We start from the raw sequence: 13,552 nt of genomic DNA on the forward strand, positions 1-13,552 counted from the left end.
CAACAAACAATAGTATATTTATAATAAAGAGAAAGAGGGGCTCTATGAGCGCACAAGCAGCCAGTTGTGTGGGTATTATTAGTGATACCCACGGTTATTTGAACAAAATTGATGAGATTTTGGCAGCTACCGCTGATTGGCCTATTGAATTATGGCTCCATGCCGGCGATTATGGCGATGATGCACGCTATATGGCTAAGCAAACGAGTGTGCCCGTATTGGCGGTTCGCGGTAATAATGACCGTCAACGGCCCTTAGAGCCGCGCGAACAGCTGATTCCTTTTAAGGACACATATATTTATATGACTCATGGGGATCAGTTTTTGCCGTATAATCGCATTCAGGAAGTGTTGTCCCTCGGTGAAAGTATGGGGGCCACCTTGTGCATTGCGGGGCACAGTCATCATCACAGTCAGTACAGTGACGGTCATGGGCTTTTTATCAATCCGGGGAGTCCCGCACTGCCGCGGGATAAGTCGGGCGGTACCTTTGCGGTGGCTACTTATGAGGACGGTTTTTTCACGGGTCGTTTCTATTATTTAAAAGAACAGCCGTGGGAGCCGCCGGTTATTAAGTAGTTTTTACTTAAATGCCGATTATCAATTAGATTTTTACATGAATATTATAAAATAAGATATCGAAAGTATTGAATACGATGAAGAGTTTCGATATAATGAAATATAGGAATAAGTATTGAATGAGGAAGGTGTACAAAATATTATGGAGACATCCGTGAAACCGATTAAAAAGATGAAATTATACGGTTTTAACAACTTAACAAAGACATTGAGTTTTAACATTTATGATATTTGCTATACGAATACCGAAGCTGAAAAACGGCAGTATATTGAATACATTGATGAAGTGTATAATGCACAACGGCTAACGGATATTTTGACAGAAGTGTCTCATATTATTGGTGCTAACGTACTTAACGTGGCCAAGCAGGATTATGATCCGCAAGGCGCCAGTGTGACTATTTTGATTTCGGAAGAAGAAATTCATAAGGAAGATGTGGTATGCCATTTGGACAAAAGCCATTTGACGGTTCACACCTATCCGGAAAGTCATCCGTATCGCGGTATCAGCACGTTCCGCGCCGATATTGACGTGTCCACTTGCGGTCAAATTTCGCCGCTCAAAGCTCTAAATTACTTGATTGGCAGTTTTGATTCGGACATTATCAGCCTTGACTACCGAGTACGTGGCTTTACACGCGATGTACAAGGCAAAAAACTTTATATTGATCATCGCATCAACTCTATTCAGAACTATATTGATGCAAAAACCAAAAACTTGTATAACATGATTGATGTGAATGTGTATCAGGAAAACATCTTCCATACAAAAATGATGCTCAAAGAATATGACATCAATAATTACCTTTTTGGGATTACGGAAGATGATTTGACGCCAAAAGAACGCAAGCATATTAACCAATTATTGAAACAGGAAATGGCAGAAATTTTTTATGGTAGAAATCTACCAACATTAAAACAATAGGAGGGGAATTACATGGACGTACGCGAAGAAGCAGTACAAAAGAAATTAGAATTAGGTGGTTTTTTGACAACCGGTACAAAATATCCTTTGAAGGATGCTCACGATTTATCCGTAGCGTATACGCCGGGGGTTGCTGAACCTTGCCTTCGCATTAAAGACAATGAAGAGTTGTCTTTTGATTTAACTTGCCGCGGTAACATGGTGGCGGTTGTATCTGACGGGACTCGTGTACTCGGCCTTGGCAATATCGGGGCAGCGGCTGCTATGCCGGTAATGGAAGGTAAATCTTTACTTTTCAAACGTTTCGGTAATGTAGACTGTGTGCCAATCGTAATTGATACGGAAGACACAGAAGAAATCATCCGCACTGTTAAATTATTGCAGAAAAACTTTGCCGGCATTAATTTGGAAGATATTTCCTCGCCTAAATGCTATGAAATTGAAAACCGCTTAAAAGAAGAGCTTGAAATTCCGGTATTCCACGACGACCAACACGGTACAGCTATCGCATGCTTGGCCGGCGTTAAAGCTGCTCTTCGTCTTGTAAAAAAAGACCTTACCAAAGTTAAAATCGTTGTAAACGGTGCCGGTGCAGCCGGTGCTAACATTGCTCGTTTGTTGTACTTGGCAGGCGCTCGCGACATTACCTTGATGGTAAGTTCCGGCGTACTCAACAAAAACTACAAACGCCTTGATTCCTTACAAGCTGAATTAATCAAATTGTTGGGTCAGGAAGAAAAAACAGGCACATTGGCTGAAGTGGCTAAAGGCGCTGACGTATTGCTCGGCGTGTCCGCAGCCGGTGCTTTTACACCTGAAATTTTGAAAAACTTAGCAAAAGACTCCATCGTATTTGCTATGGCTAACCCAAATCCGGAAGCTATGTATGACGATGCGAAAGCTTGCGGCGTACGCGTTATGGGTACCGGCCGCAGTGATGCACCAAACCAGATTAACAACGTAAACGTATTCCCTGGTTTGTTCCGCGGTGCTATCGACGTTCACGCATCTAAAATCAATGATGAAATGAAATTGGCTGCTGCCGATGCCTTGGCTAACCTTGTAGCTGACGAAGATCTTCGTGAAGATTATGTAGTTGCTAACGCATTCGATGAACGCGTTCCACTAGCAGTAGCTAAAGCCGTTGCGGACGTGGCCGTGAAAACGGGCGTAGCGCGTAAAAAATAAAAAGGTTGTATCTTACCGGCGCTGAGCTATCGTTAGTGAAGTGCTTCTGTGAGATGAGGGCTTTTCTTATTACAACTAAATAAAGACCGCCTATCTCTTATTTGCTCCTGGGCTGCACGCAGCAAAAGTCGCTTCATAAGAGATAGGCGGTCTTTTGTTTATGTTAGTGTAAATTAGTGCCATCCCCTCATCTCACATCGCACTTCCGGTCTCTGATCGCTAAAGCGCCGTATAAGATACGGCCTTTTTATTCTCTCCGCCCTTCCGCCAAAAGGTTGGGGAGGAGGAAGATAAGATCTTCTTATGTTATAACGTGTTTATGATAGTATTCTCACTCAAATACACAATAATTTTGGTGGATTGAGCAATTATCTTACAGACAAGCATTTAAATTGCGCTAACCGGCAGAAAAATTCGGACTCCATTTAGTAGATAACCGTTGCCGAAGGTGGCGAGTTAAGTGTTTTTGCGATGAAAAAGATTGGCTCGAATAGCTTTAATTGAAGCTATGTTATTTAAGCGAGTGAGGCTGGTACAGAGGCTCTATGAAATTAAAAAGAAGGTTTACGTTATTGGCATTTATGGCGTTGGTGATATTTGAGCGAGATAACATATAATAATAGGTACTGTGATATAAACAATGAAAAAGAAGACCTACTCCAAAGGGGTCCCCTTGGTGTGAAACAGCGGGGAAGGGAGTAGGTCTTCTTTTTCATGTTAGTAATGTGTTTTATTGATTAATTCTCGCTCAAATAGGAGAGCGCATATTGGAAAGCGTAAACCTTCTTTTTATTAAAGGGTTTATTTAGCTCACTCGCTTAAATATAGTCTCTTTATTAGCTCATCGAGCCAATCGTTTTTCGAGCAGTACACTTAGTTTGCTTCTTCGGCAACCGTTATCGTTGCCTTGGAGCCAAATTTTTTCGCCATCGCTTTTTGGCTTTCTGTGCTTAATTGGTCAACCACCAAAATTAACCCTGACGCATTTTTATTTGGTGCGGCGGATAATATGGAGCCGGTTGGTTCCTGTTGGTTATAGTAGTAAGCGGCTTCGGTTTGTAGTTTGCCCAGTTCAATTTCGTTCATGACGCCTGTTGTTACTAGGGTATTGTTACGCAAATCGCTATCTTTAGAAAACGCAAGAGCGGCGCCTAATTTTTGAACATCATTTTCGTTTTTTAAGGCAGCTACCAATTTATTGTCCTGCCAATACATGGCGCCATGGGTGCGGAATACATACTCTTTACCGAATGTTTGGTTAATTAAATTGAGCATTTTATTCTCTACCTGTTGGTGTAAGATTTTTTCGCGTAAGGCCACGGCAGCACTACTGTTTGTAACGCGATACATAATTTCCGTTGCTTCGGCACGGGTAATGTATTTTTCAGGACTAAATAATAAGCGCGGTTGGTAATGAAGGAAACCTAAAGCTGCCAGTTCACGTACGGCCGATTGAGCCCATGGGGCGATGAACTTCTGGTCAGTATAATGGATAGCCTCCATAGCGGCTTGGTCATCGGTGTTGTAGCCCAGATAGTGAATGTAATTATCCGCTACTACGGCGAATTCTTGACGGGACATGAATTGTTCCGGACGATAGGTATTATCGCCATAACCGCTGATAATATTCAGTTGAGCCACCCGTTCAATAGCATTAGCGGACCAACGATCGGACGTGATGTCTTTGAACGAACTGGAGAGCATAACAGAGGATTCGCCGGAGATTAAATTACTGAATAATGACGCTACTTCTTCACGGCTGATTGGTTTTTCTGGACGGAATGTATTGTCGCTGTAGCCGGAAATCAATTGTTGGTTTGTCATAACCGCGATGGCTTTGGCAGCCCAGTAATCGGCAGGAATGTCTACAAAAGTATATTTGCGAGCGTCTTCAAAAACACGGGAGGAGTTTGTGGCGATGCTAAAGGTAAAAGGCTTATACGTGCCGTTGCCTAAGGTGTTGTCAGTTGAAGTGCTTTTTTCGGCACTTTTTTTGGTGTTAGCTGTGTTAGCTGTGTCAGCGCCTTTTTTAGTCGTTTCCGGAATAGCGTCTGTTTTTGCGTCTATGGTTTTGACGCTTTTATCAGATTCTGACGTTTCGCCGTTTTTTTCTGGGACGGCGGCTTTAGCGGCTTCACCTACGGCTTGGGCCGTATTGTTAGTGGTGTAATATTTTAACACCAAAGGGCTAAAGGTTGTTTCGTTGTCTGTCGATTCTTTGACAACACGAACAGGGGTATAATCGTCACTTACGGCAGCATCGGGGCCGGTTACCGTTACGGTGTCGGCCTGAGCCCCTGCGCCGGTGAGCACTAGGGCACAAAGTACGGCGAGGGACTTTGTGGTAAAAAATTTAGACATGGTACTCCTCCAAAATTGGGTTTTGTAAATCGTTTGTAACTATTGTGCTTTCGGTTTGAAAACTATAATATTTTCCACCTGATAGAATTCAGTCGTATGCTGACTAAGAGAAGTTTTTAAGAAATCAGCTTTATATTTCTTCGGCACGAAGATAAAATAATCCGTTTGACCTTGAATGGCTTTTTCAGTATCCGCTTCAGACAATACGGGCATTACATTTTTGCCTTTATCCCAGATGGTTTCCGCGTCCGGATCCGGTATGATTTGTGTTACTGAATGGCCCGTGTAATACACGAGGGATGTGCGATAATCGCGATAGTAGTACATCTGCGTAGTTGGCCGTAAGGCTAAGGTATCAGCCAGTTTTTCGGTAGAAGCATCATCCACGATTGGCGGTAAAGCACAGAGTAATAATACATAGAGAATGCTGGTGCTTATGGCGACGGCTTTTATACTCCGGCAGATATGTGGCCTGATAAGAGCGTATAAAAGGGGCAAGGCGCAGAGCACGGCACCGATACTTAAAGCCATGCTAAGTTGTGACGAATCCACATCCGGTTGGGTGCGACTGCCAAGCCAAACACCGATGATGGCTATAGCCACTAAGAGGAAAGCTGGTAGTAGGACGAGCAGATTTTTGCTATACGATTTTGTTTGCTGCGGGGGCCAACAGAAATCGCTGTCCGGTGCCATGGCGATAACTTTAACTTCTCGAGGTGGGATATTTCGCAAAAGATGGCCTTTTAAACGAATATAGCCTTGCGCAGTCAAGATGATAAACGGAATGATACACAAGAATGTGTAGGTAATATACTTGGTGGCCATGAGGTTATAAAAAATAAATACGCCGAGTCCCCAAGTTAAAAGGTATTTGAACCAAGAATTGCGTTCACCATAGATGAGCTCGTAAATAGTGAGGCCTGTCCACGGTAATAGGGACACCGGCCAGAGCACCAGGTAGAGGTACCACCAGTTTTGTTCCGGATGTTCCGGTATTGTGGCACGCACTACATTATGGAGCCCCAAGAACTCTTCGATAAAGGCCATGCCGTGGTAGCTGTACATTAGGATGTACCAAGGCAAGGCGACTACAGCAAAGGCGAGCAGGCCCAATGGGTGGAATAAGCGCCGCCACGTGAGTGCATCGCGCTGGAAAAGAGCGACATAGGCTATGAGAATAAGGCCGGGCAGGATGAGGCCAACCGGTCCTTTTGTCAAAACAGCAAGACCCGCCGAGGCGTAGGCCAGCATCATATGGCGTGTTACATGCCGGCCGCGCAGACCTAAATAAGCAAAGTAGAGAATTCCTTGAGTGAACAGGAATAAATAACCATCTGTCAAAATAGCATGACTGATATACCAAAATTCTAACGAAGTGCCCAGCATAATGGCGCACCATAAAGCTAAATCACGACGCTTAGCGATGAGGCGCATGCCATAATACATAAACATGCCGTTCAGGGCGGCACAAAGGATGAACGGCATGCGCGCCGCAAAATCCGAAATGCCGAATAGGCTGAAGGACGTCATTAAGAGCCAATAGGTGAAAATTGGTTTGTCATACCAGTACTGATCGTAAATCATGGGAGACAGATAGCTTTGATGTTGCAGCATATTGACGGCACTTAAGGCATAATTGGATTCTACCGTGTCGGTTATGGGAAAGTTCCAAGCGAAGAGCCCGTAGGCGAATAAGAGCCAGATTCCGATGGCGGCCAGGTAGAGATAATCGCGGCGCGTGAAAGGTGTTGCAAACATGGCTACTCCTTAATTAATTCTTAGTAGTATCAGTAGTGGAGTCGGCATTGTCGGTAACCAAGAAAACGTGAACCTTGTTGCCGAACGCATTACGGATGGAATCATTCATATAATCGAAACCTTTGTCAACGCGGACAATAAGCTGATTGTGAGCTACGCTTGGATAAGCCCCCAAGATAGTGCCGGCCGGCTGTTTTTGAGCGTAGAACGTACGGAAGTTGTTTTCAATACGGTCATATTCAGCCTGGCTGTATTGGGTTGTTTCTAAATGAACACGATTAGCCAATGTTTCGCTGGCTGGTTTATCTTTGTCGTTTTTAGCTAAAATGTCTTCGAATTGAGCAAGATCTTCATCGCTCTTGAAGGCTACATGTAACACATCGTTTTGCCAGTACATTACGCCGTAGTTTTGGAAATTGCCCGGTGTTTTGTAGAGGTTGTTTAATTTTTTGAAAACTTTATTTTCAAGATCAGACTGCGCTTCTAATTCGCTGGTCTTTTTAGCGGTTACATTACCGGTGGTAGGGTTTTTGGCAGTTGTAGCGGCTGTTTTGTCGCCGGTTGCACTGTTGGTAGTCTTAGCATTTGTATCGCTCGCTTTAGTGCTTGTTGCCGGGGATACGGTCATACCTTTTTCAATGCGGAATAACATGGCAACCGCTTCGGCACGGGTAATGTCTTCGGTTGGACGGAAGTAATTGTCGTCACCGCCGGAAGCGATGATGCCGCGGCTGGCCAAAGTGGTAACGGAGGATTTATAATCGCTGTCGATTTTCTTTTCGTCAGGGAAGTTCACTTCGTCAGGCGCTACTACGATATTTGGTTTATATTCTTTAGCTTTCGTTTTGCTCTTAATGGAAGCTACGGTAAGTTCGTCTTTGTAAGCCAAGTATTTGGCTGCTGTTTCAGCAAACTCTTCACGCGTTAACGTTTCCTGATTTTTGAATGGAGCCAATAATTCTTCACCGGTTACGTCTTTAACGGTAGTAGTGTTTTTAGTGTTCTTTTTGTTTTGACTGCTTTTAGCTGCTTTGGCGGCTTGTTGCGCTTTGTCATGAGCAATGAGCTTATTGTAAAGCGCGGCTGCATCGACAGTTTTTAAAGCGTCATCCGGTTTGAATTCCCCTTGACCGTTGCCGGATAAGATACCATCTTCAAGCATCACGTTGATTGGTATGGCAGCCCAATGATTTTTTACATCTTTAAAACCTTTGGCGTCTTCCTCGGCAGCCCGGGCAGCTGCTTTTTCGTTCATCGATTTAACTAACTGCGCTTTTTCTTTGTCCGCTTCGGTTAACGCTTTAGTTTGAACGGTCGAAGTAGTGGCAGTCGTTACAGTGTCAATGGAATCGCTATCCGTAGCGGTTGTTGTTACTGCAGCCGTTGTGGCGGTAGACGCCGTAGTGTTGTCTGCATCGGCGGCGAAGCCGGTGTAGGTAGTTGTTGTTAAAAGTGTAGCCACGAGAACGGCTAAACGTAAAGAACGTGATGTCATAAATGAGACCCCTTTCTGATACAGGTTGTTAAAAAACGGTTTTAACCTTGATAAAGCATGCACTTTATTATTAATTTTACGAATATAAAAAAAAATACCCTTAATACATTGATTATATCACGAACCACGGGGCCTTTAAAGAGATAAAGGGTCGGTTTAGCGGTAATGAGATTCACTATTCAAATAATTACGTTCTGTATACAAATATTTTACTAAATCCTATTTCAAGCATTCGTAAAATGCATATGACATAGGGCGTTTGCCAATATCGCAATTCTTTGGACATTATATTTGTTATTCTATATAATAATAGTGATGATTTCCGTGCGAATATACAATATAGACCGTTTAATGTTGAAAAAAATGGGAAGTATACGCAAGTGTGGGTAATCTAGTAAGTGTAAGTACGTAGGAAAGTTGAGGATGTGAGGAAATGAAAATTCATTTATTTTCACAATGTTTGATTGACATGTTTTATCCCCACGTGGGGATGGCCGGCGTACAGGTATTAGAACGGTTAGGCTGTGATATCACAGTACCTAAAAAGCAAGTATGCTGCGGACAGATGTTCGTGAACTCCGGGTATAATGATGCGGCTAAAGGGGCTATCAAGAATACAATTGAAGTCTTCGAAAACGCAGAATATATCGTGAGTATGTCCGGTTCTTGTGCCTTCGCCATTCGTGACGAATACCGTCATATTTTGGCCGACGAACCTGAATGGATGGCTCGTGCCGCCAAAGTCAGTGAACGCATTTATGAATTCACCGAATTTATCGTGAATGTATTAGGCGTAACTGACGTAGGTGCAACATTTAACGACAAAGTTACGTACCACAAATCTTGTCACGTAACACGTCTCATGGGTATCAAGGAACCACCTATGAAATTATTGGAAAATATTAAAGGTCTAGAATATTTGCCAATGAATCGCGCGGAAGGCTGCTGTGGTTTCGGCGGTACGTTTACGGTTAAACAGCCTGAGATTTCTGCTGTTATGACTCGCGAAAAAGCAATGAATATTTACAACTCCGGCGCTAATGTAGTAGCCGGTGGTGACCAAGCTTGTCTCATGAATATTGAAGGTATGCTTGATCGTCTTTATAAAGACGGCGAAATCGATCGTCGCATCAAAGTAATGCACATTGCGGAATTATTGAATTCCCGCTAGTCGTTAGGAGGAACTGAACATGGCTATTTTATACGATGAACGCCCGTTTAAAAAACGTGTTGAGGATGTTCTTGCCAATGACTTTAAGGTAAAGGCCATCCAAAAAGCGCAAGATGTATTCTATGCAAAACGTAAAGCGTTGGTTGATCAAGTACCTGAATGGGAAGATTTCCGTGAAGAAGCGGCTGAACTTCGTGATCATGTATTAAGCAACCTCGACTATTATTTAAACCAATTTGCTGAAAACGCTACTAAAGCCGGTGCGAAAGTGCACTTTGCTCATACAGCTGAAGAAGCAAATGAATATGTAATGGAAGTAGTTCGTGCCAAGAACGCCAAAATGGTCGTAAAAGGCAAAACTATGGTATCCGAAGAAATCAGCCTTAACGAAGCATTAATGAAAGAAGGCGTGGAAGTTAACGAAACTGACTTGGCCGAATTCATTTTGCAGACAGCTGACTGGAATCCACCATCCCATATCGTAGTACCTGCGTTGCACTTTGCTCGTGAACGTATTCGTGAAACGTTCCACGACAAACTCGGCTATGAAGGTACGGAAGATCCGGAAGAAATGACTCGTTTCGTACGTAAACGTATTCGCGATCGTTTCTTGCGCGCCGACATCGGCTTCACCGGCTGTAACTTTGCCGTAGCCGAAACCGGTACTATTACTATCGTATCCAATGAAGGTAACGGTCGTATGAGTAGCTCCATGCCTAAGACTATGATTTGTCTCATGGGTATGGAACGTCTTGTACCTGACTTTGCCGGTCTTGACATTATGATGGAACTCTTAATTCGCTCCTCTGTAGGCGCTAAGATTTCCAACTACTTCTCCATGATTACCGGTCCTGCCAAACCTGGTGAAGCCGACGGTCCAGAAGAACTTCACATCATTATCATCGATAATGGTCGTTCCAATATTTTGGGCGGCGAATTCAACTCCATGCTTCGTTGTATCCGTTGCGGTGCTTGTATGAATATCTGTCCGGTATATCGTCATATCACCGGCCATGCGTACGGCTCTATCTATCCGGGTCCAATGGGTGCGGTATTGACTCCATTATTGGTTGGTTATGAAAAAACGGGCGATTTGCCATACGCTTCCACTTTGTGTGGCGAATGCTGGGAACATTGTCCGGTTAAGATTCCACTCCATGAATTACTTTTGAAACATCGCGTTAACATTGCCGACAAAGCGCATCTTCGTCCGGCAGCAGAAGAAGCTATTTTCAAAACAGTGGCTACTGTATTCAGTAATTCCTTCCTCTTCGACTATGGTACTAAGTTAGGTGCCATCGGCATGAAACTCATGAGTAAGAACGGTAACATGGCCGATTGGACTAAATTATTGCCGGTAGTTGGCGGCTGGATGAAAGCGAAAGAAATGGGTACATTGAAACTCAAGAAATTCCGCGATGTATATGCTGAATATGAAGCTAGCAAACGTAAGTAAGGAGACAAGACAATGGATGATGTAAAACGTAAAGCATTTTTTAGCCGTATTTCTCATGCGTTGGGTCGTAAAGAGATTCCTACTTTCGTAGCACCATATCCTTATGAAAAAGGACCTCAAGAGGCAATGTACTCCGACCTTTCCCACGAACAAGTTGTAGACATGTTCAAAGTGGAATGTGAAAAAGTAGGTACTAAATTTGTAACTACTGATGAAGCGCATGTAGTCGAAACAATCTTAAAAGAAATTGAAGAACGCGGTGGCGGTAAAGTAATTTATCCTTGCTGCGAAGAAGCTGAAAAATTCCAATTAAAAGAAAACTTTGATAAGGTAGATAAAGCGGATACGACATTCTATCAGTGGAATCCATCCGCCGGTCGTCAAGCTAATATTGACGAAGCCAAAGTGGCTGAAATCGGTATTACCTTCCCAATCTTAGGGATTGCCGAAACAGCAACGGTTATTCAACCAAGCTTTGAAGCCAGCGGTCGTTCCATCGGTTTGTTGCCACTTTGTCACATTGCGGTTATCCGTACTTCTGACATTGTGCCTCGCATGACGCAGTCTATGCGTGCTCTTACCAAAGTATATAAAGAAAATCCTGAAGGGTTCCCATCCAATGTGGTTCATATTTCAGGTCCTTCCAACACAGCCGATATCGAATTGGTTCGTGTAGTAGGGGTTCATGGTCCTATCAATGTAACGTTTATTCTCGTTGACTAGGTAAGGAAATGTCCGACGCCGTAAGCACAAATCGTGCCCTATGACGTCGGACTTTTTTATAGGGATATATCGTCAAAAGATTTTACAAAATTTAGGGTTAGTGAATGTACTGATAAAGATGGCTGTATGAACGCTGTTTCGCCCTGCTGTTGTGCGGTATTATGCCAATGTAAATCGACTAATTTATATATCGAAATATTTTGAAAATAATTCCTGTGAAATAGTAGGAATTTAAAAGAACTTATGCTATAATATCATCGTCACATTCACAATTGAATACAGTAAGGAGGGAAAAAAGTGGATATTCCATTTTTCCAAGAGTTTTTAATGGTTAGCAATCCGATTACCATCGGTATTCTAATCTTGTTTGTAGCGATGTTGGGGTTTGTTTACTACTTGCAACGCCGTCAAACAGCCTTTGGTAACCTTGTTATCATCGGTACCTTATTAGGCGCCGTGTTGGGCTTCGTGGTGCAATTTATTGCGCAGTTCCCGGACGACCCTATGAAAGTTGTGTACATTAAGGAAAGTACTAAATGGTTCTCCTTAATCGGTGGCGGGTTTATCGATTTAATCCGTATGCTCGTTATTCCATTGGTATTTGTTTCCATTATTCATGTTATTTTGCACATGGAACGCGGCGCTGATTTGAAAAAATTAGTCAGCTCTACTGCTTTCGTAGCCTTAGTCATGGTAGCCATCGCTGCTGTAGTAGGCCTTGTGCTTGGTTCCGTAACTCATTTGGGTGAAGGTATTGCCGCCGGCGGTGCCCCTGCCAAGATGCGTGAAGTAAAACCGGTGGTTGATACGTTACGCGCCTTGATTCCGAATAACCCGATTAGCGCCATGGCGGAAACTAACGTTATCGCCGTTGTAGTATTCGGTGTTATCATTGGCGGTATTGCTCGTTTGATTAAACAAACCGGCACTGACAAACTCGAATTAGTTACTAAATTATTTGATGAACTTCACCTCATCATTTCCTGGGTGGCAGACTTCATCATCGGCCTTATGCCTTACGGCGTATTGGGCTTGTTGGCAACAACGTTGGCTCAAAAAGGCTTCCAGGCGATTGCCGATATGGGTCTTTTCATCGTATTGATCTACGTTGGCGTAGTCATCATGTTGATTGTACAGGCTGTACTTTTAACAATCTTCGGCGTAAGCCCAATCATGTACTTCCGTAAAGCAAGAGCTCCATTGTTCTTGGCTTTCACATCCCGTTCCAGTATGGGTGTATTACCGTTAACGGTAGATACCTTGACTAAACGTTTGGGTGTTAACGCAGCGACTGCCAATACGGTAGGTAGCTTCGGTACAACGGCAGGTATGCAGGGTTGTGCGGGTGTATTCCCGGCTTTATGTATCGTATACATTGCGAGCGTTGCCGGTGTACCGCTTGATATGACCATGTACATCATGAGTGTTATCGTAATCGCTTTAGGTTCTATCGGTATTGCCGGTGTGCCTGGTACAGCTACTATGGCTGCTTCCGTATCCTTGTCCGGTACCGGTCTTGGTGCGTTCTTCAGCTCCATCTCCCCGGTATTGGCTATCGACCCAATCATCGACATGGGCCGTACCATGCTTAACGTAAGTGGTTCCATGACCAATGTCATTGTGGTAGATAAACTTATGGGCACTTTTGACCAGGAAGCATTTAACGATACTTCCACAATCGACCGTCCGGTAAGCAATAAAACCGGTGGCGACACAGAAGTTGCTTAAGTAAAATAAGTAAATTGTAACATCAAGAAAATGTTATAAGCATACAAAGAAAACCTCGGCAGAGATATCTGTCGAGGTTTTTTGTTGTGTAAAATTAATTTAACGAAGTTTTTCTGTGTAAAATAATGGTTAATAAACGATGAGGAAAAATTTCAATATGAAATTCGAT

At 43.3% G+C, this 13,552-nt stretch carries 10 protein-coding genes; 7 read left to right on the forward strand and 3 right to left on the reverse strand.

Annotation, left to right across the window (positions count from 1 at the left end):
• Positions 1–44: 44 nt before the first annotated feature.
• The 3 genes from EO124_RS07285 (at position 45) to EO124_RS07295 (ending at position 2,691) form a co-directional block, all read left to right on the forward strand.
• Complete coding sequence (locus tag EO124_RS07285; RefSeq protein WP_127058962.1) at positions 45–578, forward strand: metallophosphoesterase family protein; 534 nt, start codon at positions 45–47, stop codon at positions 576–578.
• A gap of 142 nt (positions 579–720) precedes the next feature.
• A complete protein-coding gene (gene speD, locus EO124_RS07290; RefSeq protein ID WP_127058963.1) occupies positions 721–1,503 on the forward strand; it encodes an adenosylmethionine decarboxylase in 783 nt (260 codons plus the stop codon).
• 12 nt (positions 1,504–1,515) lie between these two features.
• Complete coding sequence (locus tag EO124_RS07295) at positions 1,516–2,691, forward strand: NAD(P)-dependent malic enzyme (RefSeq protein WP_021841966.1); 1,176 nt, start codon at positions 1,516–1,518, stop codon at positions 2,689–2,691.
• 873 nt (positions 2,692–3,564) lie between these two features.
• Here the strand turns inward: EO124_RS07295 and EO124_RS07300 are convergent.
• From EO124_RS07300 to EO124_RS07310, 3 genes are read right to left on the reverse strand one after another with little or no spacing between them, the layout of a single operon-like run.
• Positions 3,565–5,052 (reverse strand): S-layer homology domain-containing protein, encoded by a 1,488-nt coding sequence (locus EO124_RS07300; protein WP_127058964.1) that lies wholly within the window; start codon positions 5,050–5,052, stop codon positions 3,565–3,567.
• A gap of 39 nt (positions 5,053–5,091) precedes the next feature.
• Positions 5,092–6,810, reverse strand: a complete 1,719-nt coding sequence (locus EO124_RS07305; RefSeq protein ID WP_127058965.1) for an ArnT family glycosyltransferase — start codon at positions 6,808–6,810, stop codon at positions 5,092–5,094.
• 13 nt (positions 6,811–6,823) lie between these two features.
• Positions 6,824–8,305 (reverse strand): S-layer homology domain-containing protein, encoded by a 1,482-nt coding sequence (locus EO124_RS07310; RefSeq protein ID WP_127058966.1) that lies wholly within the window; start codon positions 8,303–8,305, stop codon positions 6,824–6,826.
• Positions 8,306–8,738: 433 nt separating this feature from the next.
• Between EO124_RS07310 and EO124_RS07315 the strand changes: the two genes are divergently transcribed.
• The 4 genes from EO124_RS07315 (at position 8,739) to EO124_RS07330 (ending at position 13,383) form a co-directional block, all read left to right on the forward strand.
• A complete protein-coding gene (locus tag EO124_RS07315; protein WP_127058967.1) occupies positions 8,739–9,476 on the forward strand; it encodes a (Fe-S)-binding protein in 738 nt (245 codons plus the stop codon).
• A gap of 19 nt (positions 9,477–9,495) precedes the next feature.
• Positions 9,496–10,932, forward strand: coding sequence for a LutB/LldF family L-lactate oxidation iron-sulfur protein (locus EO124_RS07320; RefSeq protein ID WP_127058968.1), 1,437 nt, complete (start codon positions 9,496–9,498; stop codon positions 10,930–10,932).
• A 12-nt stretch (positions 10,933–10,944) separates the two neighbouring features.
• Positions 10,945–11,655, forward strand: coding sequence for a LutC/YkgG family protein (locus EO124_RS07325; RefSeq protein ID WP_127058969.1), 711 nt, complete (start codon positions 10,945–10,947; stop codon positions 11,653–11,655).
• Positions 11,656–11,952: 297 nt separating this feature from the next.
• The gene (locus tag EO124_RS07330) at positions 11,953–13,383 is read left to right on the forward strand and encodes a cation:dicarboxylate symporter family transporter (protein WP_127058970.1); all 1,431 of its coding nucleotides are present in this window, start codon (positions 11,953–11,955) and stop codon (positions 13,381–13,383) included.
• Positions 13,384–13,552: the final 169 nt, after the last annotated feature.

This window comes from Veillonella ratti, assembly GCF_003992115.1.
In the GTDB taxonomy this organism is placed as follows: domain Bacteria; phylum Bacillota; class Negativicutes; order Veillonellales; family Veillonellaceae; genus Veillonella_A; species Veillonella_A ratti.

Bases quoted from the DNA above. Each gene is read 5' to 3' on its own strand.
- EO124_RS07285 (WP_127058962.1), top strand. From the start codon at position 45: ATGAGCGCACAAGCAGCCAGTTGTGTGGGTATTATTAGTGATACCCAC.
- speD (WP_127058963.1), top strand. From the start codon at position 721: ATGGAGACATCCGTGAAACCGATTAAAAAGATGAAATTATACGGTTTT.
- EO124_RS07295 (WP_021841966.1), top strand. From the start codon at position 1,516: ATGGACGTACGCGAAGAAGCAGTACAAAAGAAATTAGAATTAGGTGGT.
- EO124_RS07300 (WP_127058964.1), bottom strand. From the start codon at position 5,052: ATGTCTAAATTTTTTACCACAAAGTCCCTCGCCGTACTTTGTGCCCTA.
- EO124_RS07305 (WP_127058965.1), bottom strand. From the start codon at position 6,810: ATGTTTGCAACACCTTTCACGCGCCGCGATTATCTCTACCTGGCCGCC.
- EO124_RS07310 (WP_127058966.1), bottom strand. From the start codon at position 8,305: ATGACATCACGTTCTTTACGTTTAGCCGTTCTCGTGGCTACACTTTTA.
- EO124_RS07315 (WP_127058967.1), top strand. From the start codon at position 8,739: ATGAAAATTCATTTATTTTCACAATGTTTGATTGACATGTTTTATCCC.
- EO124_RS07320 (WP_127058968.1), top strand. From the start codon at position 9,496: ATGGCTATTTTATACGATGAACGCCCGTTTAAAAAACGTGTTGAGGAT.
- EO124_RS07325 (WP_127058969.1), top strand. From the start codon at position 10,945: ATGGATGATGTAAAACGTAAAGCATTTTTTAGCCGTATTTCTCATGCG.